Origin of the sequence: Paenibacillus sp. FSL H7-0323 (assembly GCF_038002725.1) — a bacterium.
GTDB lineage: Bacteria > Bacillota > Bacilli > Paenibacillales > Paenibacillaceae > Paenibacillus_AQ > Paenibacillus_AQ odorifer.
In genome coordinates this window covers 5,798,764-5,818,526 of record NZ_JBBODB010000001.1, presented here as the reverse complement: position 1 = coordinate 5,818,526, position 19,763 = coordinate 5,798,764, and the positions used below count along the sequence as shown (strand labels likewise).

At 44.0% G+C, this 19,763-nt stretch carries 13 protein-coding genes and 1 riboswitch; of the genes, 2 read left to right on the top strand and 11 right to left on the bottom strand.

Annotated elements, in window-relative coordinates; genetic code table 11:
- Positions 1-164 precede the first annotated feature (164 nt).
- From MHH89_RS26030 to MHH89_RS26010, 5 genes are all read right to left on the bottom strand, one after another.
- Complete coding sequence (locus MHH89_RS26030) at positions 165-893, bottom strand: ECF transporter S component (RefSeq protein WP_341088516.1); 729 nt, start codon at positions 891-893, stop codon at positions 165-167.
- Positions 875-2,545, bottom strand: coding sequence for an ABC transporter ATP-binding protein (locus MHH89_RS26025; RefSeq protein WP_248549447.1), 1,671 nt, complete (start codon positions 2,543-2,545; stop codon positions 875-877). Before MHH89_RS26025 ends, MHH89_RS26030 begins: the two co-directional genes overlap by 19 nt.
- Complete coding sequence (locus MHH89_RS26020; RefSeq protein WP_081387201.1) at positions 2,518-3,408, bottom strand: energy-coupling factor transporter transmembrane component T; 891 nt, start codon at positions 3,406-3,408, stop codon at positions 2,518-2,520. Before MHH89_RS26020 ends, MHH89_RS26025 begins: the two co-directional genes overlap by 28 nt.
- Positions 3,408-4,397 (bottom strand): DUF4430 domain-containing protein, encoded by a 990-nt coding sequence (locus MHH89_RS26015; protein WP_248549446.1) that lies wholly within the window; start codon positions 4,395-4,397, stop codon positions 3,408-3,410. The genes MHH89_RS26020 and MHH89_RS26015 overlap by 1 nt, the downstream gene beginning before the upstream one ends.
- A gap of 71 nt (positions 4,398-4,468) precedes the next feature.
- Positions 4,469-9,154, bottom strand: coding sequence for an S-layer homology domain-containing protein (locus tag MHH89_RS26010; protein ID WP_341088515.1), 4,686 nt, complete (start codon positions 9,152-9,154; stop codon positions 4,469-4,471).
- Positions 9,155-9,317: 163 nt separating this feature from the next.
- Positions 9,318-9,518: riboswitch (cobalamin riboswitch) on the bottom strand.
- Between the two features lie 342 nt (positions 9,519-9,860).
- Here MHH89_RS26010 and MHH89_RS26005 point away from each other — a divergent pair.
- On the top strand, positions 9,861-11,582 hold the full coding sequence (locus tag MHH89_RS26005; protein WP_339189601.1) for a cellulase family glycosylhydrolase: 1,722 nt from the start codon (positions 9,861-9,863) through the stop codon (positions 11,580-11,582).
- A gap of 108 nt (positions 11,583-11,690) precedes the next feature.
- Positions 11,691-13,249 (top strand): IS3 family transposase gene (locus MHH89_RS26000; RefSeq protein WP_341088512.1). Its coding sequence is split into 2 segments (ribosomal slippage): positions 11,691-12,324 and positions 12,324-13,249, totalling 1,560 coding nucleotides; the frame shifts between segments, so codons are not numbered across the junction.
- Between the two features lie 76 nt (positions 13,250-13,325).
- On the opposite strand, the gene MHH89_RS25995 is transcribed toward MHH89_RS26000, so the two are convergent.
- The 6 genes from MHH89_RS25995 to MHH89_RS25970 form a co-directional block, all read right to left on the bottom strand.
- Positions 13,326-13,619: a transposase gene (locus MHH89_RS25995; protein ID WP_076128620.1), complete on the bottom strand. Its 294-nt coding sequence runs from the start codon at positions 13,617-13,619 to the stop codon at positions 13,326-13,328.
- 21 nt (positions 13,620-13,640) lie between these two features.
- Positions 13,641-14,222: a hypothetical protein gene (locus tag MHH89_RS25990; protein ID WP_076128618.1), complete on the bottom strand. Its 582-nt coding sequence runs from the start codon at positions 14,220-14,222 to the stop codon at positions 13,641-13,643.
- Between the two features lie 192 nt (positions 14,223-14,414).
- Positions 14,415-15,365 carry a carbamate kinase gene (arcC, locus tag MHH89_RS25985; RefSeq protein ID WP_076105343.1) on the bottom strand — a complete coding sequence of 317 codons (951 nt, stop codon included), beginning with the start codon at positions 15,363-15,365 and terminating at the stop codon, positions 14,415-14,417.
- A 36-nt stretch (positions 15,366-15,401) separates the two neighbouring features.
- Positions 15,402-16,667: a tetratricopeptide repeat protein gene (locus MHH89_RS25980; RefSeq protein ID WP_076279430.1), complete on the bottom strand. Its 1,266-nt coding sequence runs from the start codon at positions 16,665-16,667 to the stop codon at positions 15,402-15,404.
- 34 nt (positions 16,668-16,701) lie between these two features.
- On the bottom strand, positions 16,702-18,243 hold the full coding sequence (locus tag MHH89_RS25975) for a xanthine permease (RefSeq protein ID WP_341088511.1): 1,542 nt from the start codon (positions 18,241-18,243) through the stop codon (positions 16,702-16,704).
- 89 nt (positions 18,244-18,332) lie between these two features.
- Positions 18,333-19,763, bottom strand: coding sequence for a YlbE family protein (locus MHH89_RS25970; RefSeq protein WP_076098692.1), 1,431 nt, complete (start codon positions 19,761-19,763; stop codon positions 18,333-18,335).

Genomic DNA, 19,763 nt, shown 5'->3' with positions numbered 1-19,763 from the left:
AAGCGGGAGGCGTTGAGCCTTTAGTTTGTATTTGTGTTTGTGTGTTGGTGTTTTGGAATTCGCGCTGATAGCAGCGGAGAGAACGGACTGATTGTGGAAAAGCGGAGCGTCCGCCAGCGTAAAAAGCCCACAGCGCACAACGTCCAAAAGCTAACACCAAGAACCTAAGGCTCAATCAACCCATATTTCGTTTTTATCCGATCCAACTTCTCAATCATAGGATTAGCAATAAAAAACAAAAACACCACCGTCGAGATCGCATGCACCATATCAAACCAAAAACCTGAAATATAAGTGGTCATTAAAGCCGGCCATGAGAACTCTGAAGTGAACATCATCAGCGAGCCTATATTGATAATGCCTCCGTATACGAAAAACGTCGCTAAGCCTCCGAATATACACAGCGACAGCATATTCTTTTTAAGCAGACCCTTCTTGAAGAAAATGCCCGCCAGGAAGCCAATGATGCCAAAACAAAACATTTGCCAAGGCGTCCAAGGCCCCTGCCCAAAGAAGAAATTCGAGACAAAGCCTGCAACAGCGCCAACCAGAAACCCTGCCTCCGCACCCAAGCTTACCCCTGCGATGATGACAATAGCAACCACTGGCTTAAACTGCGGCAACATAAAAAAGGCTGTGCGTCCCGCCACGGCAATGGCTGCTAACACCGCTATAACGATCAGCTCCCTCGCCTGCGGCTTCCGGTTCTCGAATACCATCGCAAAAGGAATCATCGTATAGATAACAATTAATAGACTGATAAAATAATACTTCCGATCATTTAGCACAAAGATGCCTAATAAAATCGTAGCTGGAATGACTATGAGGATTAGTAGTGCCGCTAATAAAGTTCGATGACTCAAACGACGATCCGTTATCTGCTTCTTTGACATAAATCAATCACACCCTCTATCGTTACTCCCTCATTCCATACATGACGCGCCATACGGTTGGCGGCCGTTGTATAGAAGCTGTTTCCCGCAAAAAACTTCTGTGCTTCATTCGTAGTGATGATACTTCCATCAAAAAACATGGCGCAGACCTCAGCGTATTTGGCACAAAATTCAACATCATGCGAGACCATTACAATAGTAACGCCTTCGGCATTGAGCTTTTGCAGGAATACGGCTAGCTTCTCTTTGAAGGGTCCATCCAGTCCTTTGGTCGGTTCATCCAACAGCAGAATCTTCGGTTCTAACAAAAGCACCTTCGCCAACGCTGCACGCTGTTGTTCTCCCCCGCTGAGATCATACGGATGCATGGAGAGGAGATGTTCCAGTTCTGCGAACTTTACCACAGCTTCAACTCTGGCGGTTTTTTCTTCCTTCGTCAAAGAGAGCTGGGATAACATTTCATATAAATCTAGCTCGACTGTTTTTTTCACAAATAAGGTTTGCGGATTTTGCGGGAGGATGCCCAGATTGTTAGTAAACAACGCTTTGGCATTCATCTTCGCAGGGTTGCTCCCGCCGATTAGAACTTTCCCTCTGTAAGGCTGAAGGATCCCGCTCATCAGCGACAGCGTCGATGTCTTCCCTGTTCCATTCCCGCCAACAATACAATAAAATTGCCCTTGCTTCACTTCAAACGACAAATCTTTAATGATATCCGGTCCATTTTTATCATATTTAAACCATACGTCCTTAAACTTTATGACTACAGGGCCGGCCTCTTTCGTGCTAGGCTGAGTTTCTGCCATCGTTGCAGGAGTCTTACCCTTTAGAAAAGCATCCAACCATTGGCGCCCTTCCTTCACAGTCACAGGCCACGCTAAGTCATGATCTACTCCTGCAACAATCTGCATCGGTGAGGGCATGGACAGAAACATCGGATGGTTCAGCTTACTTAAAGCCTCGCCCACCTTTTGCGGGGTATCATCGGCGATCACAACTCCCTCATTCAGCACAATCAACCGATCTGTAAGCGGAAGAACATCCTCTAGACGATGCTCGGTCATGATCACGGTTGTTCCCAGCTCACGATTTATTTTTTTGACCGTCTCCAGAAAATCGGAAGCCGCAATAGGATCTAGCTGGGAGGTAGGCTCATCGAGGATTAGAACCGAGGGATGCATAGCCATTATGGAGGCTAAGTTAAGCAGCTGCTTCTGGCCGCCTGATAACTCAGTCACACTTTTATGAAACCAGGTCTGGATCCCAAAAAAACTGGCCATTTCCGCCACACGCAGACGAATAGTAGAATGATCATACCCCAAGCTCTCCAGCCCAAAGGCAAGCTCATGCCATACTTTATCTGTCACTATTTGATTGTCCGGACTTTGGAGTACATAACCAATTTCCGCTGCCTGCGTTCTTTGATCAATCTCCTCTACAGGTTGACCCTTATAATAAATTGCCCCTTGGCGACTGCCATGTGGGGTTAGAATTGTTTTCAGTTGTCTAAGCAGAGTGCTTTTGCCACAGCCTGACTTTCCACAAATAGTAATGAAGTCTCCACTTTCAATCGTAAGATTAATATTCGAAAGAGCCGCTTGCTCTTGTTCAGGAAAAGTAAAGCTTAGTTCTTCGATTCGATAGATTTCCATTTCATTGCCTCCACCATATTGATGAGCACTGGGATCATACATAACGCAAAATAAGCGATATATATAAGAATACTAAAAGGCGTAATTGCGCTCGCTTTAATCGACGGATAGAATCTCATGGTGTTCTCACCCATCACTGCCCCTACGGCTACCAGCGCAATTAAGCCTGTCATGATCAAGAGGGCTACTTTGTCTCGGGCATCTAACCGAAAGATAGAAAAGCTTGTACGGCCCGGCAATCCATACCCTCTCGATCTCATGGAATCCGCTGTCTCAATCGCATTTTCCAAAGCCCAGGTGGTCATAATGGAGAGGATCGTAATGCCATTCCGCGCACGCGCGAGGAGATTTCCCTGTGAGACATCCCGGCCTATACATTTTTGAGCATTCGAAATCACCTTGATTTGCGCTAAATATCTAGGAACAAAACGAAGCACCATCGAAAAAATCAACGACAGTGCCGGCAGTATTTTTCCGAATATATAAATAAACTTATCCGAGGTCATCACGACGTTATAACAGGAGAACCAAATAATTACCGTCACAAACATACACGCCGCTGCCACGCCATAAAGAATCGATTCTTTCGTAATAGGGTTCCCGTTGTTTAAATAGAACAAGATCGTTACCCCTTGGTGATTAAAAACAGGATTCATCACTGCCATAAACAGCAGAAAAGGAATCATGTAAAGCAGATTAAATCGGATGCCCTTTTTTCCTTTTAACATAATTGAGTAGGCTACAGCACTAATAAGGGCAATCACTTGAAATATAGGATGCATGAACACCATGCTAAACAGCAATACAACAACAAAATATAGAAAATTCACAAACGGATGAAAGGCAGAAAAGCTATCCTTCATTATTTCTGAGCTCCTCCTGTGGCTACATAACCACCCACATCTCGACCTAGATCACAAGTGTATACCCAATCAATGACATCTCCATCTTTGAGAACATAACGGCTACTGCCGTAGTTAGGGAACCAGCCATTTACTTTGTACATCCATCCACTAAGCTCTCCAGCATCGAATTCATACAGATTATTTATACCTTCAATATAATTACTGTTATAGATCGGCGTCATGCTAAATTCCATATGGATTTTATTCTTTTTCATTTCTCTTAGTAAAACATCAAACACAGACTCACCTTCATAAAAGGTTACCTTCTGCGCTTTATAAATGATACCATCTGCCGGCAATACTTCAAGCTTATCCTGATTAAAAATATCCATGTTATCTAAAATTGTTGCCGCTGAGACGGACAAGGTAGCCGTTAATTGCTTCTTCTTATCTACCGTTGCATCTTGCCATTCCACTGGTTTAGGTTTCCCGCTTGGCACTGGATCGGTAAGAAATTTATCCTTTTTCGGTTCCTGCTTGGTTTCTGTTGTCGCTACTTTTGAATCAGGTTTTGTTACGGGTTTTGCCGTCGCTTTCGTTTCCGGCACGGACGTTTTAGCCGCTTTCGGCGTTGCGGTCGGTTGCTTCGTTGCAGCAGGTTTTGTTGTTGCGACCGGTGTTACAACTTCTGTTGGTGCTGCAGTTCCTGTTGGTGTTACAGCTTCCGTTGGTGTTGCCGATTCATTTGGTTTTAGGGTTTCAATGGGCTTAGCTGTTTCACTTGGCGTAGCTGACGGTGTTATCTCTGTTGTCTCGGTAGCGATGGCCTCAGTGGGTTCAACATCATCATTTGTTGCGGAAGCAGTGTTCTCTGGCTCTATAACCTGTGTCTCAATGCTACTACTTGCGACCTTGTTTGGGCTCTTCTGGTAATCCCCGCCCCAAAAGAAGGCAATAGCCAATACACCTATGATTAGTATCGCGGTTAACCATTTCTTCTTGTTCATTTCTCTAGTCCCACCTTAAATAATAAGCAAGGGTATACACGCTACCCCTGCTTATCTCTCTAAATAAAATTCTATTTGACGTCTGTCATATCATAAAGACGTGTCTGGCCATTAACGAGCCGATCATAGGAAACCAGTGCATACATCGCCTGATCCGTAGCCATAAGATCTACTTCTCCTGGTTGCGCGCCTCCATTGCCTACTCCACCCTGCTTCACGTGATAAAAGCCACCTTCAGGTGCAGCAAAACTAAGCAATGCGTCTACTGCGGAATGTCCATTTTTGATAAATCTGGAATCCTTATGCGGGTCAATACCAAGGCCAGTTAAAGCTACAATCACCTGAGCGATGCTTTCGGAATTTGTAGATTCCCAGCTTGCAAAACCACCGTCTGCAGTCTGTGTTTTGGATAACCAAGCAATCCCCCGGTCCACAGCAGCTGTTACTTTGGCGTTGGTTTTGTAATAAGGCGTTAAGCCTTGAATGACCATCCCCGTGATATCTGGATCAGCCGCTGTAGCATTACTGCCTAGTGCCCATCCACCGCCGCTGATCTCTCTGCCCAAAATATAATCAATGAGCAGCTCTCTAGTCGTCTGCGTCTTTACACCCTTAACCACTGGAATGTCGTAATGATTACTGTCCAGTGCAATGAGAGCAAACACAGGTCCATTAATACCTTGCTTAATTACAGTATCAAAATCCGCGAGCGGTTCCAGTAGGTTATAACCCGCCACTTTATCAATATTTTTGTTGATTGAAGTTAATGCCAAAATAACTCTATCATATTCCGTATATTTTACGCTATGCAGCTTCCCAGCTTTTTCTTTAAGAGTTGCTTCTACATTCGCGTAGTACTTAGTGTAATAACTATCTGGAACCTTCACGCCTGAACGTGCCAGCCCGAACACTGTCCAGTCCCCGCCAACCGAGGAGATAACCGGGTTTGTTACTGTTTTTTGCAAAAAGGCAGCTGTGTTCTGAATATAAGAACTAACTGCTTTATTCTGAATAGTCGGACTAACCACTTTGTTCCCACTCTTATAATCATGGGTTCTAGTAGCTACAACAGCCGCCATTTCTCTAGTTACAAGCTCTTTAGGTTTAAATTGATTATCATCACCTAACATCAAACCAGTCGCAACAACGGTCTCTACATCTGCTTTGGCCCATGCCGATACGGTGTTGATATCTTTAATCGCTGTTCCTGGCTTCGTCGCCGGGATGGCCAATGCTCTGACGATAATTGCTGCCATCTGCTCACGAGTAATCTTGTCATTTGGCTTAAATTCATTATTAAAGCCTGTGATTAGACCTGCCTTATGCGCAGCATTCACATATGGATAGAACCAATCACCTAGAGCGACATCCTTATAGGTAATACCTTTATCACTCTTAATATCAAGTTCTAATGCAGAAACCAGAATCTTAGTGAACTCCGCTCTTGTGATATAAGCTTTCGGATTCACCTGACCATTATTACCTTGGATATATCCTTTTACTGTAGCTGTTTCAATCGCTGAATAAGCCCAGGAAGAGATCTTATCAGCATCTGTATACAGTTGTTTAATATCATTTGTCTGGTTAGGATCCTTAGGAGTCACTGTTGGAGATGGACTCACATTTGGATCAACGCCGGCTTCCGGATTAGCTCCCCCACCAGGAGCAGGAGTAGCACCAGGCTTAGGCGTTGGGGTTGGAGTAGGGCTTGTAGTTGGTATCGGTGCATTTAGATCCACACCCAAATTCGTAGTATAACGCCACTGAATTCTTTCCCCGGCACTTAGTTTATATGAAGATGCACCATAATCAGGATAGACTCCATTCACATTATACATCCATCCACTGCCGCTGCCATGGTCAAATTCTCCATCGCCTGCGATCGATTCTACATACACACTTCCATATTTACCGCTCCAAGAATCTCGATATTCGATACCGCGGCTATCTAATGTTCTTTTTAGTACAGACCACACCGTGTCACCAGATTGGAGCTCTACCTGTACAGATGGAACAACATATCCCTTATTAATTGTAAGCTTATCCACGGACAGGGTTACATATGGTTTCGATGGAGTGGTTTCGCCACCATTGTTGCCACCATTGTTGCCGCCATTTCCTTCACCATTTCCGCTACCACCGTCGCCATTACCATTACCACCGTCGCCGCCAGGTGTTTGTACTGCACTGGAAGCATACGCAATGTAGTCAGTGAAGTGATTGGTTTTTACAATTAAGTCATTTCCACTATCATAGGCATACTCAGACTTACCGCTTGCAAAACCTAAGTCATCACTTGCAAATTTTTGAATGGCATGAGGGGTGCCATTTTGAATATAAGCAGCTTCTTTTCCTTTAAGGTCCTTAAAGGTTAACGTAATAAATTGACTGAATTCTACTCTTGCACTACCACCCATGGAAAATGCTTGAAGAATGTTATCAAGCTTCTTGTCCCCAGGAATAATCTGATTCACACTATCTTTTAGTGCAGATTCTGCACCGGTTAAAGCTGAAATCAGTTCAATCGCAGAGGCATCCCCACTTGTAACTTTTGCACCCTTAGGAATGACTACAGATACGTTACCTTTTATGGCCTCTATCTGAGGAAGGTCGCTGTTACTTGGTAAATTGACACTAACCTTCGATTGATTTTCTTCCGAAATAGCTACTGTGATTTCTTTGTTGCTATCTCCAGTGCTGATCGGAACGATATAATCATTAGCGTCATTTGGGATTTCAACTTTCGGGTTCTCCCCAGAAGGTAACGGAAGTTCTTTCGGACCCTCTGGTTGCCCAGGCCCCGGTTCTTCTGGTTGTTCCAGTTTCACATCATTCATATCAAAGAGACGGTTGCTATGATTGATCAGACGATCATAGGACACAAGTGCATACGTACCTTGGTCCGTTGCCATATTGTCTACTTTGCCTGTGAGGATATGCTTAAATCCACCCTCAGGTGCAGCAAAGCTAAGTAATGCATCAATAAGCGAATTTCCACTTTTAACAAATCTAGCGTCAGTGTGCGGATCTACGCCTACACCAGTTAAGGCTACAATTACCTGCGAGATACTCTCGCTGCTAGTGCTTCCCCAGCTTGTAAATCCGCCTTGATTGTTTTGGTTATCGGACAGCCATTGGATGGCCCGATCCACGGCAGCTTTTACATCATCACGGGTTGCATAATAAGGTGCAAGAGCTTGCATCGCCATCGCAGTCATATCGACATCGGCTTTGGTTACGCCTAATGCCCAGCCACCAGCTTCTGCTGTACCTTTTTTAACCTCTTTATCTAAAATGTACTGAACTAGTTTTTCTCTTGTGGTCTGTTCTGTAACTCCATCAACTACAGGAATCTCATAGTTATGGCTATCTAGCGCAATCAGAGCAAAAATCGGACCATTATTGCCTTGCTTTTGGATATATTGATAATCAGCGAGTGCTTTTCTCAGATCATATCCCGCAACATTTGTGATATCTTTTCCGATAGAGGTAAGTCCTAATATTGCTCTGGAATTCTCTGTGCTTTTATTGGCGTCGAGTTTTCCATCCTCTTTAATGATTGATGCTATTTTCGTTGCTACATTGTTGTAATAAAGATCGTAATAACCGTTAGGTACTGTATAGTTCGCCCGGGCCAGAGAAAGGATCGACCATTCTCCGCTGCCTGTTCCAAACGTTGGATTCTTTACAGTATTTAAAATATAAGCAAGGTTTTTATCTAACTGTTGTTTGACGGCAACTGAAGTTTCCAGTTTGTAAGTAACCTGATAAGTTACATTTGTTTTGTTTCCAGCTCCGTCAAGAGCCGTTACAGTAATTGCATTACTGCCTGAATTCAGAGTAGCTTTATACTCCCCATTTGCAGGTGATAAAGTAACTCCATTCAGCTTCACTTCTGGAGTAATGTCACTATATACATTGTCTGTGACAGCTACTTTGAAGCTTATTTCTTTATTGGATACTTCCTGTTTATCTTGTATGCCACTTACTGTAATAACAGGGGGTTCTATGTCTAATGCATTATTAAGACCGACAAGCGCATGATCTACACTTATTTGAGAGCTTGCCATGTTTTCGAGCACGGAATAGGCTTCATAAACTGCCGATTGCACTACTGGTCTGTCCAAAATAGTTTCTTTATTAGGGGCACTGTTAATCTCGGCGATTTCCGCAGTTAAAGCATCCTTATTGGCAAGTTGAACTGGGATTTCCCCCCAGCCGCCAAGATCAGAACCATAGCCATAAGTGGTGAACTGAGTTCGAATGATGTCACCGTCTTGAGGCTTATAATCGGTCATCCCAAACGGAGGAAACACATTATTTACTGCATACATCCAACCCGACATGGAGGTGTAGTCAAACTGACTTAACCACTCGGGGTCTGCTTTAGTGCTGACTGTATTCCCATCGGCTGAAATCATATCTAAAATATATTGTGGAATATTGACTTCGCTTCTGCCACTATCTTTAACTTCTGATAAATAAAAACCACTATCTATATTTCCTAAATATCTATAATTCCCATCACCTAGCGCACGTGTTATTAAAGATGCGCCATTATCGCCTTCATAAATCGGAACTTTAATAGGTTCCTTAATATACCCTTGGCCTAAGGTGAATTTCTCTACGGATACAGATACATACCCTTTAAGGGTAGAGCTTGCTCCATCTGCTTGAGCCGGGATTACACTTGTAGAGAATGTCGTAATAAATACAGCTACAATAAGTAACCACGCTAAAAACTTATTTTTCTTCATTTTTCCATAACCCTTCCCTTCATACCTATGATAAAAAACAGAATAAACTTTCTCATAACCACAAAAAAACCACTCAACATAAACGTCAAGAGGTTAAGATAGTGAACCACAGTAATAGCTGGCAAACACTATTCAAGCACCTCTCTATCGATCGTAGAGTTTGATGGTGTAACAGAAAAAGGCAGATATTCTGGCTCAAGTATCATCACCCTTGCTGCCTTCCCAGTTTCCCAGTGGCATTTTGCAAGGACTCCTCTTTCACAGCGGCGGGACCGCGCGGGATTCACACCCGCTTTCCATTTAACCAATCTATGATTGTACTTCCGCAACATTCATAGTTGGCACCTATTTCTAATTTTAAATTTTCATGCTTCATCATATCTAATATATATGCTTTTGTCATGTTATATTTCTTTTTTGTATAACGGGCAGCTAGAGATAATCCTATTGAATAACCAATTTCTACGAGTAGGGTTATTCAAATAATTTCTTTATCCAACTGTGGGGTAAATTAATTTAAATCACTAATTCTTATATGAATTTACCACAAATTAGTAAGGTACTCGCTAAGTGTATTCTATGTTAGGGTATATCAAGAAAGCGTTTACAAAAATAACACTGGAGGTGTTTGCGTTCATTTAACCACCAAGTACAGCGTCAAAGCCAGGTCCAAGCATCCTAAATTTATCTCACAAAGGAGAATTCAATGACTACGCGAATCCAGAAATCCTTCTTATCATTGACACTTGTCACCGCTCTTCTGCTCTCTCTGTTCTCATCCATGGCCGCAGCTGCAACTAAGGACGAGCAACAAGCTAAGGCAGCGCCAAAGAGTAAGATCCAATCCTATGTAGACGAAATGCAGCCCGGATGGAACCTCGGCAATACTTTAGATGCTACAGGTGAGGATGAAACCTCCTGGGGCAATCCACGTGTGACCCAAGAACTTATTAAAAAGATCGCCGCTCAAGGCTATAAAAGCATTCGGATTCCTGTGACCTGGGATACTCACATGGGTGCGGCACCAGACTATACCCTAGAAAAGGCCTACCTCGACCGTGTGGAAGAAGTTGTCGGCTGGGCACTGGACGCCAAGCTTTATGTCATGATTAATGTCCATCATGATTCCTGGCTATGGGTAAGCCATATGGAAGAAAAACACGATGAAACGCTGGCACGTTATAATGCAGCCTGGACTCAAATTGCCGATCGCTTCAAGGACAAATCCGATAAGCTGATGTTCGAGAGCATAAATGAGCCTCGGTTCACCGATGGTGGAAGCACAGACGAAGCAAAAATGGAGCAAATGCTTACTGAACTTAATAACTCTTTCTATCAAATCGTGCGGAAATCCGGTGGGAAAAACGACCTCCGCCCACTTGTATTACCTTCATTAGAGTCTTCACCTACGCAAACAAGAATGGATCATCTCTATAAGACGATTACGGCTCTGAACGATCCAAATATTATTGCGACCGTTCACTTCTATGGCTTCTGGCCTTTTAGTGTGAACATTGCCGGCTACACCACATTTGAAAAAGATACAAAAAACGATATCACTCAAACTTTTGATAACGTTTACAATACATTTGTAGCTAAAGGCATCCCTGTCATCGTCGGTGAATTTGGTTTACTCGGGTTCGATAAAGACACGGGTGTGATTGAACAGGGCGAGAAGCTTAAATTCTTTGAGTATCTGACTTATTATTTGAAAGAAAAGAAAATGACTTCCATGCTCTGGGATAACGGGCAGCATTTCAACCGTAAAACTTATAAGTGGTCTGATCCTGAACTCCACAATGTATTAATGTCTGGTCTGAAGGAGCGTTCCTCCAGCACCGAAAGCGATTTGGTCTACCTAAAAAAAGGTGCACAAATCAAAGATACCAAGGTTAAGCTAAACCTGAACGGCAATAAGCTAACCACCATTAGTGCCAACGGAAAGTATCTGACCAAAGGTAAAGATTACACCTTAAATGGTGAGGAGCTCACCCTCAAAGCCACCCAACTCAAAAAGCTCACAGCTTCCCAAAAATACGGTGAAAATGCCGTGCTGACTCTGAAATTCAACAAGGGTGTTGCGTGGAGACTTAAGGTCATTGTGTATGACACAGCTAAATTAAGCGATGCAAAAGGCACGACTGAATCCTTTGCCATTCCGACCACCTTTAATGGTAACCAGCTTGCCACAATGGAAGCTGTATATACCGCTGGTGGCAATGCAGGTCCGCAGGACTGGACTCCATTTAAGGAATTCGGCAATACCTTCTCACCTTCTTATAACACTAAAGAAATCAAGCTGCTTCCCGCGTTCTTTAAAGATGTTAAAGACGGCGAGGTTATCCTGAAGTTCCACTTCTGGAATGGGGATATTATCACCTACAAGATCACGAAGAGCGGAACAAACGTTGTAGGAAAGTCCTCTTAAGCATCGGTCCTGTTAACAACACAAATAGGGGTGTCCCTTCATGATATGCTCCCCATATAGTAGACAGGTGAAATAATAAAAACCTGTCGCTGTATGGGGAGCATTTTTATGGAACAAAAGAAGTTTACAGCACTGGAAAAGTTAACGATTCTCCAAGAAATTGAACGGGGCGACATTGGTTTGAAAACTGCGGCCCGGAAGTATGGAATATCCAAAAACTCATTAGTGAAGTGGCGGCAACGTTATCAATTGTATGGATACGAAGGGCTGGAAGTCCGAAGCTACAATCGTACATATTCTGCAGAACTTAAACTCCATGCCGTTAAGGACTATCTCGAGGGAGGATTGTCGCAAAACCAAATCATCTGCAAGTATAAGATTGCAAGTTCAACCCAACTTGCCAACTGGATTAGGAAGTATAATGGTCATAGCAACAGCTTAACAGCTCATTCAGGAGGAACTAAAGCTATGACCAAAGGACGCGTAACCACTTGGCAGGAACGGATAAATATCGTGCTGTACTGCCTTTCGAACAGAGAAGACTATGCGAAGACGGCAAGCCATTTTCACGTGTCTTACCAACAAGTATATAGCTGGGTAAAGAAGTACGAAGCTGGTGGTGAAGAGGCGTTACGAGACGGTAGAGGACGCACTAAAGCGCCTGAAGAACTTACGGAAGCAGATCGCCACAAACTCGCGATGCAAAAACTGGAATACGAGAATGCACGCCTGCGTGCGGAGAATGCTTTTCTAAAAAAGTTAGAGGAACTCGAAAGGAGGAGACGTTAAGGACCATTCGCCAGGTGAACATTTACCTGGCCATTCAGGCCGTTCAGCAGGAACAGTCTTGCTCCATTCGGCTTTTGTGTGACATCGCAGGGATTTCACGGTCAAGTTATTACAAATGGTTGAATCGCAAACCCAGTTCTCGAGAGGCTGACAACGAGAAACTGACAGAGGCTATGCTCCTCTTGTATGAGAAGGTGGAGCGAACCTTTGGGTATCGCCAATTGACCCTGCATTTGCGCAGACAAATGGATAAATCTATTAACGCAAAGCGAGTGTACCGGCTGATGAAATGCCAAGGCATCCAGTCAGTCATCCGCAGAAAGAAAAAGAAGTATGTAGGCTCCACGCCTCAGCAGGTTGCAGAGAATGTGCTGAACCGTAATTTTGAGGCTGAAGCTCCAAACCAAAAATGGGTAACGGATGTAACGGAATTCAAATACGGAAACGGCAAGAAGGCGTATTTAAGTGCAATAAAAGATCTGTATGACAAGTCGATTGTTGCTTACGTTCTGGGTCATTCCAATAATAATTCGCTAGTTTTTAACACACTGGAATTAGCTTTGAAGGCAGCACCGGAGAACCGAACCTTACTCCATAGCGACCGTGGTTTTCAGTATACCTCTCTGCATTTTAAAAAGATGCTGGACGATGCAGAACTGAAGCAAAGCATGTCCCGAGTAGGCTGCTGCATTGACAATTCGCCGATGGAATCCTTCTGGGGAACATTGAAATGTGAGAAGTACTACTTACATTCCTACCAGACCTTTGAAGAACTCCAAACAGATATTGATACCTACATTCATTTTTACAATAACGAACGGTTACAGGCAAAACTAAACGGCCTCAGTCCCATTGAATTTAGGACTAAGGCCGCTTAAACTACTTTTATTTTTTTTGCTGTCTACTTGACGGGGTGCAGTTCATCAGGGAACATCCCTATTTGTATTCTACCTATCACATATAAACCTCATCATACGAAATTATCATCAACCGATAAATTAAATATACGCCAAGATAGGCTCCGGTAATAAGAAACATTGGATTCAAAAATATCGCATGGATCGAGGTCATAAACACAGCGCGATCTCTTAATATCTCGTAAATCGCCAAGGCGGAAATATTTCCAAAGATAATCGCACTTAAGACCGAAACAACATTAAAAACCATACGCCACTTTATCGATTTCCCCTGTAACATCAGCATAACAATGGGAACAAGAATACTACCAAGTACGATTAGAAATTTCATCCAGCTCACCTCGGTAAATTTTTAATCGTCCAATTCCACACTTTCGATTTGTCCATCTGCATTTACCGTCCACTCGATTTCAACGCCATTATTCAATCCGAGCTTGTCTTCATCTTCAATGACTATATGATCAGGAATCGTTAAGGTTTGCTCTTTACCGCCCTCCACTTGAACGGTAACCTGTTTACCCTTAACCGCAGTGATCCTTCCGTCATATTCAATCTGCTGCAAAACAATCTTTTGATTCGGATCTGTAATGGTGACCCGCTTGCCTCCGTCAGTTAGCAGCTCAACCTTTTTATGATAGTTATCTTTTAACGAAACCTCCTTGATAACTCTCTGAACGCTAACCCCCTCTGGAAGTTTCCCAGTATTTGAGCCGGGTGACGCAGATGTTAGAGGTTGTTCTGTTGCGTTATTCGTAGGTACAGGTGTAGTAGCTTCTGCAGAAGGTGCTGCGGTTTCTACTTGAGCTGTTGGAGTAGGCACTTGAGTCTCATCCGCTGCTTTAGTGCATCCACTTAGCAATACCGTACATGCACAAATACAACAAAGAATTGTAGCCCTGGTAAAACGTTGTGTTGTTCCTTTATTCGATATCATCTTTTACCCCCGCATTTTAATGTATTTTTTTCTCTATAGTGGACATAGTTTTACCTCTTATCTTCCTTTTATTCACCAGAATATGGCCATCTGAAAGCAACAGTTAGATAACAATTCATGAATATGTCAAAAAACCGCCCTGATTTAGATCAGTGGCGGTCTCCATGAAATGATGAGATAAATTAGATCTTATTAATTTACAATATGTGTGCCAGCCTGTTGGCTCATCGCAGCTTTCATATTTTCCGGATTGGTAATGATAACTCTGCGTCCCTCTTTTTTCAAAAAGCTAAGACTTGCTTCAATTTTAGGCTGCATACTGCCAGCAGGAAAATGACCCTGCTCCGCATATACCAACATTTCTGCCGCTGTAACTTCTTCAAGAGCCTTCTGCTCAGGCGTACCGAAATTCACACATACCTGAGGAACTCCTGTTGTAATGATAAGAGATTCTGCATCGATCTGTTCGGCCAGCAGACTTGTAGCAAAGTCTTTGTCAATGACCGCATCGATACCTTCGTAGGTATTATTTTCGGTTTTGATCACAGGAATCCCGCCTCCGCCAACAGCGATTACCACATAACCCGTCTCAATGAGTGATTTAATGACGTCTTTTTCAACGATATCAATCGGCTTAGGCGATGGAACAACACGGCGGTAACCTCGACCTGAATCCTCAATGATGACCCAATCTGGCTTGGCACGCTTCATCTCCTCTGCTTGCTCAAGCGTGAAGAAGGAGCCCACTGGTTTCGAGGGAGACTGAAAATTCGGATCATTTTTGCTAACCTCGACCTGAGTAATGACTGTGGCAACCTTTTTGTCTAATCTGCGATGAATGAATTCATTTGTTAAGGCCTGCTGAATTAAATAGCCTATGCCCCCTTGCGTGCCCGCCACGCAATTGACCAGCGGAGTAACATCCATTCCAGTGACTTCCGAAGCCACCTCGCTTCGTCTCAGCTCGAATCCAACCTGTGGACCGTTGCCGTGAGTAACCACCACATCGTTGCCTGCTTGCACCAGATCAGCGATATTGACAGCAATTTCACGTACTGCCTCAGACTGATCCTCTATAGAATCGCGGCCATTGTCTTTCACCAATGAATTACCGCCAATGGCTACAACTATAAATTTACTCATTCCATTCCTCCTGACGGATCAGTTGATCCTCATTTATTAGCGTTTAAGGGCCAGCTGAAATTGTTCCTTCGCGGAGTGAAAATCCGGATTGGCAGGATTATAGCTGATAGCAATATCTATTTCTTGAATGGCCATTTCATGATCACCAAGTAAACCAAGTGACTGTGCCTTATGATGATGATATAAAGGATTGCTCGGATCGTTAGCAATTGCGTTCTCAATCGCCTCAACTGCCTCTTGATGCCGGCCAAGTGATCTCAAGCTGTTCGCCTTATGAAACGAGAAATCATACCTTTCAGGCTGCTGTTCCAGAAGCTGATCCATAACTTTAACCGCTTCCTCATGCCTGCCCAACTCTCTTAAATAATTGGATTTATGATAGCGGAAGAAGCTTTCGCCAGGATCGCGTTCTATCGCTTTATCATACTCTGCTAACGCTTGCTCGGATCGCTTCATCATTCGGTAGGCATTTGCGGTGTAGAAATAGAAATCAAGGTCATCCGGATCGATAGTAAGTGCCTGTTGATAGGCTGCCAGAGCTTCCTCATATCTCCCGAGTTCCCCTAAGAAGTATCCTTTATAGTAATAGAAGTCTGAATTATTACTGTCCTCTTGCATTGCATGTTCCATAACCAAACTTGCTTTCAGGAAATCCTCTGCCCGAGCTAGCTCTTGAGCGCTTTGAATACTTGGATGAATCGTTAGCTTTTCTTTATTGAGAATACGGATGACCCTCTCCTGTCCCAGCTCTTCTGCATGCTGCAACGATGATTTGCCGTCACGATCCGGCAATTGAACATCCGCTCCAGCATCCACCAACAACTGAATAATATCGGAGTATAAACGGCCACCATTCCCGAGAATTACTGCCTCCAACAAGGCAGACCATCCCAGATTGTTCATATGGTTAACTGCAACGCCTGCTTCCAAGCATTTCTGAACAGTTCTTAGATACCCCTTCTCGCTGGAAGGAAGCAGTGTAGTTCCCCCAAAACGATTTACACTGGTTGTATCCGCACCTGCGGCAAGAGTTAAAGACAGAATCTCATGGAATCCATTGGCACCGGCACACAGGTAGGGTGATAACATAGTGATATCTCTTGCATTCACGTCACTGCCTGCTTCAATCAGCTTTTGAGCGAGAGGAATATGATTTTTTTGCGTTGCCGCCATCAGCGCAGTACGACCACTGGCATCCTTATGATGAACATCGGCACCACGAGCTAAAAGCTGTTCTACGGCAGCTAAATCCCCGCGATCCGCTGCTTGAATTAAATCTTCTGACAGAGTTTGATTAGTCATGGCTTTAGCTCTCCTATTTCTTTTTATCAATTATTTATTCGGATTGCAGCTTGTTCGCTGGGTCACGAAGGTCTGAAAAATGCTTATAAACAAATAATCCTGCAACCATCAAATAGGCGTATACGAACGGCATAAGTGAAGCTTGAGCAAATCCAACAGTCGGCGCGTGAATGATCCCAAATAAAGATAGGCCAGACGCGATTACAGCAAAGACAGCAGCCCGCAGTGGTTTATTCAGGATAGAGAAAATAGTGATGGAGCCCCAAATCAAGCTGCTAAGCGGTGCACCATTTCCTAAATGCATCAGCCCGTTGTAATAAACCCCTTTACTTAATAAGAGATCAATCCCCACCTTAGAAGCCGAAGTTTCAGCCGCATTAAAAATGTTGTTCGCAAGCGTTAAAGCCCAGTTAGCAATCCATGGGAACAAGGTGATAAAGATAACGGGCACTTCATTTTTAGGTGTCTCTCGAACCACCTGATTCGCCGTAACGACCCCGACATAGACCAGAATCGGAACAATCGCCACAACAGGTATGATAGACAACAGCAGTGCCCCTATGCCAAAGAGACAAATAATTAACATGGAGAAACCAGAAGCTATGGTATAACCAAGTCCAGCCCCAATAGATTTCCAGCCTGCATGACCAATATACACAGTTACCGGGAACGGATTACCTGTAAAAGCACCAATACTTGAAGCAACCCCGTTCGTTAGCATAACGTTACGAGTGTTATAAGGATCTCCCGCAGCATGTGCGCTCTCAATATTTTCAAGGTCAAAAATATAATTCGCCAGTCCCAATGGAATTGCAGAAGCCAGGTATGGCAAGGCATGCGGAATCCCTTGAATTAAGCTGGTAATATGCACCTCAGGTGGATTAAACCCCAGTGTTGAAAGAGCCGTTGTGATCGCTTCTGGATACTGCAAGCCGAATATCCAAGCCAGCGCGGTTCCAGCAATCAGCAGCAGGAATCCTGTAGGAATTTTTTTGAATATCGGCGATTTGCCAAACCAGTTAATAAAGATGATCACAAGTACAACAAAAGCAACAACTGGTGTTTCGAAGGATTGCAGCATCGGGTTCATAGCCAGCAATAACAATCCAAGTCCAGATAAACAAGATAAAAGTACAGTTCTTGGAATAACCTTACGCAGCACATCTCCCAGAAATGAGCCGACAATAAGGATCAAAGCTTCGAACAGACACCATACGAGACCAATTTGCAGCGCAAATGATGCATCATTGGTTTCTCTAAATACGGGAATTAACACTAGAAAAGTTACCGTAAAAATCGATGGAGCACTAGGTCCTGAAGGTAATGCGGTTATATCCGTTCGGCCTGTTTTTTTGGCTAGCTGATACCCAAACCAGCCATAAGCAATACTTGCGATAAAAATCGCGAGTCCAAACGCAGGAACGACTCTGCCGTAAACCATACCTTCCGGAAATCCTACTACAAAAATTAACAATGAAATCATCGTAAGCAGATTGGTTAAATTGTTAGCAAGCAGCCCGAAAAACGCGGCCCAATCTCCCTTTTTCCAGAACATCTTCATAAATACTTGATCCATAATAAATCTCCCCCTAGATCGTTAGCGCTTACATACCAATGGCTTATGAAGCCCTCAGGCCCTTGAATAGGCCTGAAGGGCGGGTGGTTCTATGAATGCATGCTCTGGCTAAAAGCGAGAATGGCTTGCTCGAAACACTCGATTGGAGGATGAGTGATTCCGGCTCCAATCATTCCGATGCCTGGATCCTTATGGGCAATAGCCGTGTTGATCACTGGCATAATGCTGGTTTGACCCACTTTACGAATATCGATTCCAGTAGGAATTCCGCGGAAGTTCAACAAAGGAATCGTCACATTTGGATTCTCCGTCGTAGTAATTTCCTTCATTTTCACAGAATAGTTCATGGCATCATCTACGGTTCCCCCAACTAATGCTACAATCGCCGGCGCGGTTGCCATGGCGAAGCCACCTATACCATACGTTTCGGTAATCGCACTGTCACCGATATCGAGTCCCGAATCTTCCGGCTTATACCCTGCAAACATCGGTCCGACAACCTTTTGCGCAGGGCCGGTAAACCAGGTATTGCCTGGCATTCCACTGACACGAATACCGAATTCCACGCCATTGCGGGCCATCGTTGTTACGATGGTGCTATGCTCAATGCCATGGGCAGCATCAAGCGCACATTTACAAAGAGCCATCCAGGTTGGTCCGGAGAAATAATCACTCATTGCCACAAAATCGAACACTTCGATTTTCTGCTCATTAGTAAAATCCGTTCTCAGGATAAGCGGCGTTAATGCCTGAATCAAAAGAGTCGTTCCAGCGTTGTTGCGGTTATGGCATTCATCTCCCATATGGAGCGCCTGTGATAACATGAGCCGCAGATCAATGCCGTTCTCAGAGAACTTCATCGCCTCACGCAGCATCGGTCCAAGCACATCTCTCATCCAGATCAAACGGGCAACGACCGTTTCATCGTTTGCACCCATCCGCAAGATTTTCGACAGTTGCTCACTAAGGTTCGTATAAGCGATGTTGCCATACGTTTTATTCTCTACAATGTGCATGAACATAGAGGCTGAGGTTACCCCTGCCATGGAACCCACACAATTATGCTCGTGACAAGGGGAGAACGTAATCTCACCTGATGCCGCTAGTTCGGCAGCTTCATCCAGATCCTTCGCCAAGCCCTCAAAGACCAAAGCGCCGGTAACTGCACCTTTCATGGGACCACTCATCTTATCCCAGGTAATCGGAGGCCCTGCATGTAATATCGTAGTCTTAGTCATCCCTGGTACGACATTGATCGCTTGATCAAAACCAACCAATACCGGTTGTGAATTCACGATTCGCTCTACAGCCAGCTTGTTGGCAGCCTCAATCTTTGCAGCAATCCCCTCTTGCTCTAACGCATCCAGTGCGGCAATTAATTCGGGCTTACCTCCACCAGGTGGCTTCCATTCCAGATGGGTTACGTTGCCTTTTTGCTTCAGGATATCATCCTTGAACATTTCTAGGCCGACATTGATTACGTGAAGTTCACTCTTAAATAACTCATTGATTCTGCTCAT

Excerpts from the sequence above, each read along its gene's own strand:
- MHH89_RS26030 (WP_341088516.1), bottom strand. The coding sequence starts at position 893 with ATGTCAAAGAAGCAGATAACGGATCGTCGTTTGAGTCATCGAACTTTA.
- MHH89_RS26025 (WP_248549447.1), bottom strand. The coding sequence starts at position 2,545 with ATGGAAATCTATCGAATCGAAGAACTAAGCTTTACTTTTCCTGAACAA.
- MHH89_RS26020 (WP_081387201.1), bottom strand. The coding sequence starts at position 3,408 with ATGAAGGATAGCTTTTCTGCCTTTCATCCGTTTGTGAATTTTCTATAT.
- MHH89_RS26015 (WP_248549446.1), bottom strand. The coding sequence starts at position 4,397 with ATGAACAAGAAGAAATGGTTAACCGCGATACTAATCATAGGTGTATTG.
- MHH89_RS26010 (WP_341088515.1), bottom strand. The coding sequence starts at position 9,154 with ATGAAGAAAAATAAGTTTTTAGCGTGGTTACTTATTGTAGCTGTATTT.
- MHH89_RS26005 (WP_339189601.1), top strand. The coding sequence starts at position 9,861 with ATGACTACGCGAATCCAGAAATCCTTCTTATCATTGACACTTGTCACC.
- MHH89_RS25995 (WP_076128620.1), bottom strand. The coding sequence starts at position 13,619 with ATGAAATTTCTAATCGTACTTGGTAGTATTCTTGTTCCCATTGTTATG.
- MHH89_RS25990 (WP_076128618.1), bottom strand. The coding sequence starts at position 14,222 with ATGATATCGAATAAAGGAACAACACAACGTTTTACCAGGGCTACAATT.
- arcC (WP_076105343.1), bottom strand. The coding sequence starts at position 15,365 with ATGAGTAAATTTATAGTTGTAGCCATTGGCGGTAATTCATTGGTGAAA.
- MHH89_RS25980 (WP_076279430.1), bottom strand. The coding sequence starts at position 16,667 with ATGACTAATCAAACTCTGTCAGAAGATTTAATTCAAGCAGCGGATCGC.
- MHH89_RS25975 (WP_341088511.1), bottom strand. The coding sequence starts at position 18,243 with ATGGATCAAGTATTTATGAAGATGTTCTGGAAAAAGGGAGATTGGGCC.
- MHH89_RS25970 (WP_076098692.1), bottom strand. The coding sequence starts at position 19,763 with ATGAGCAGAATCAATGAGTTATTTAAGAGTGAACTTCACGTAATCAAT.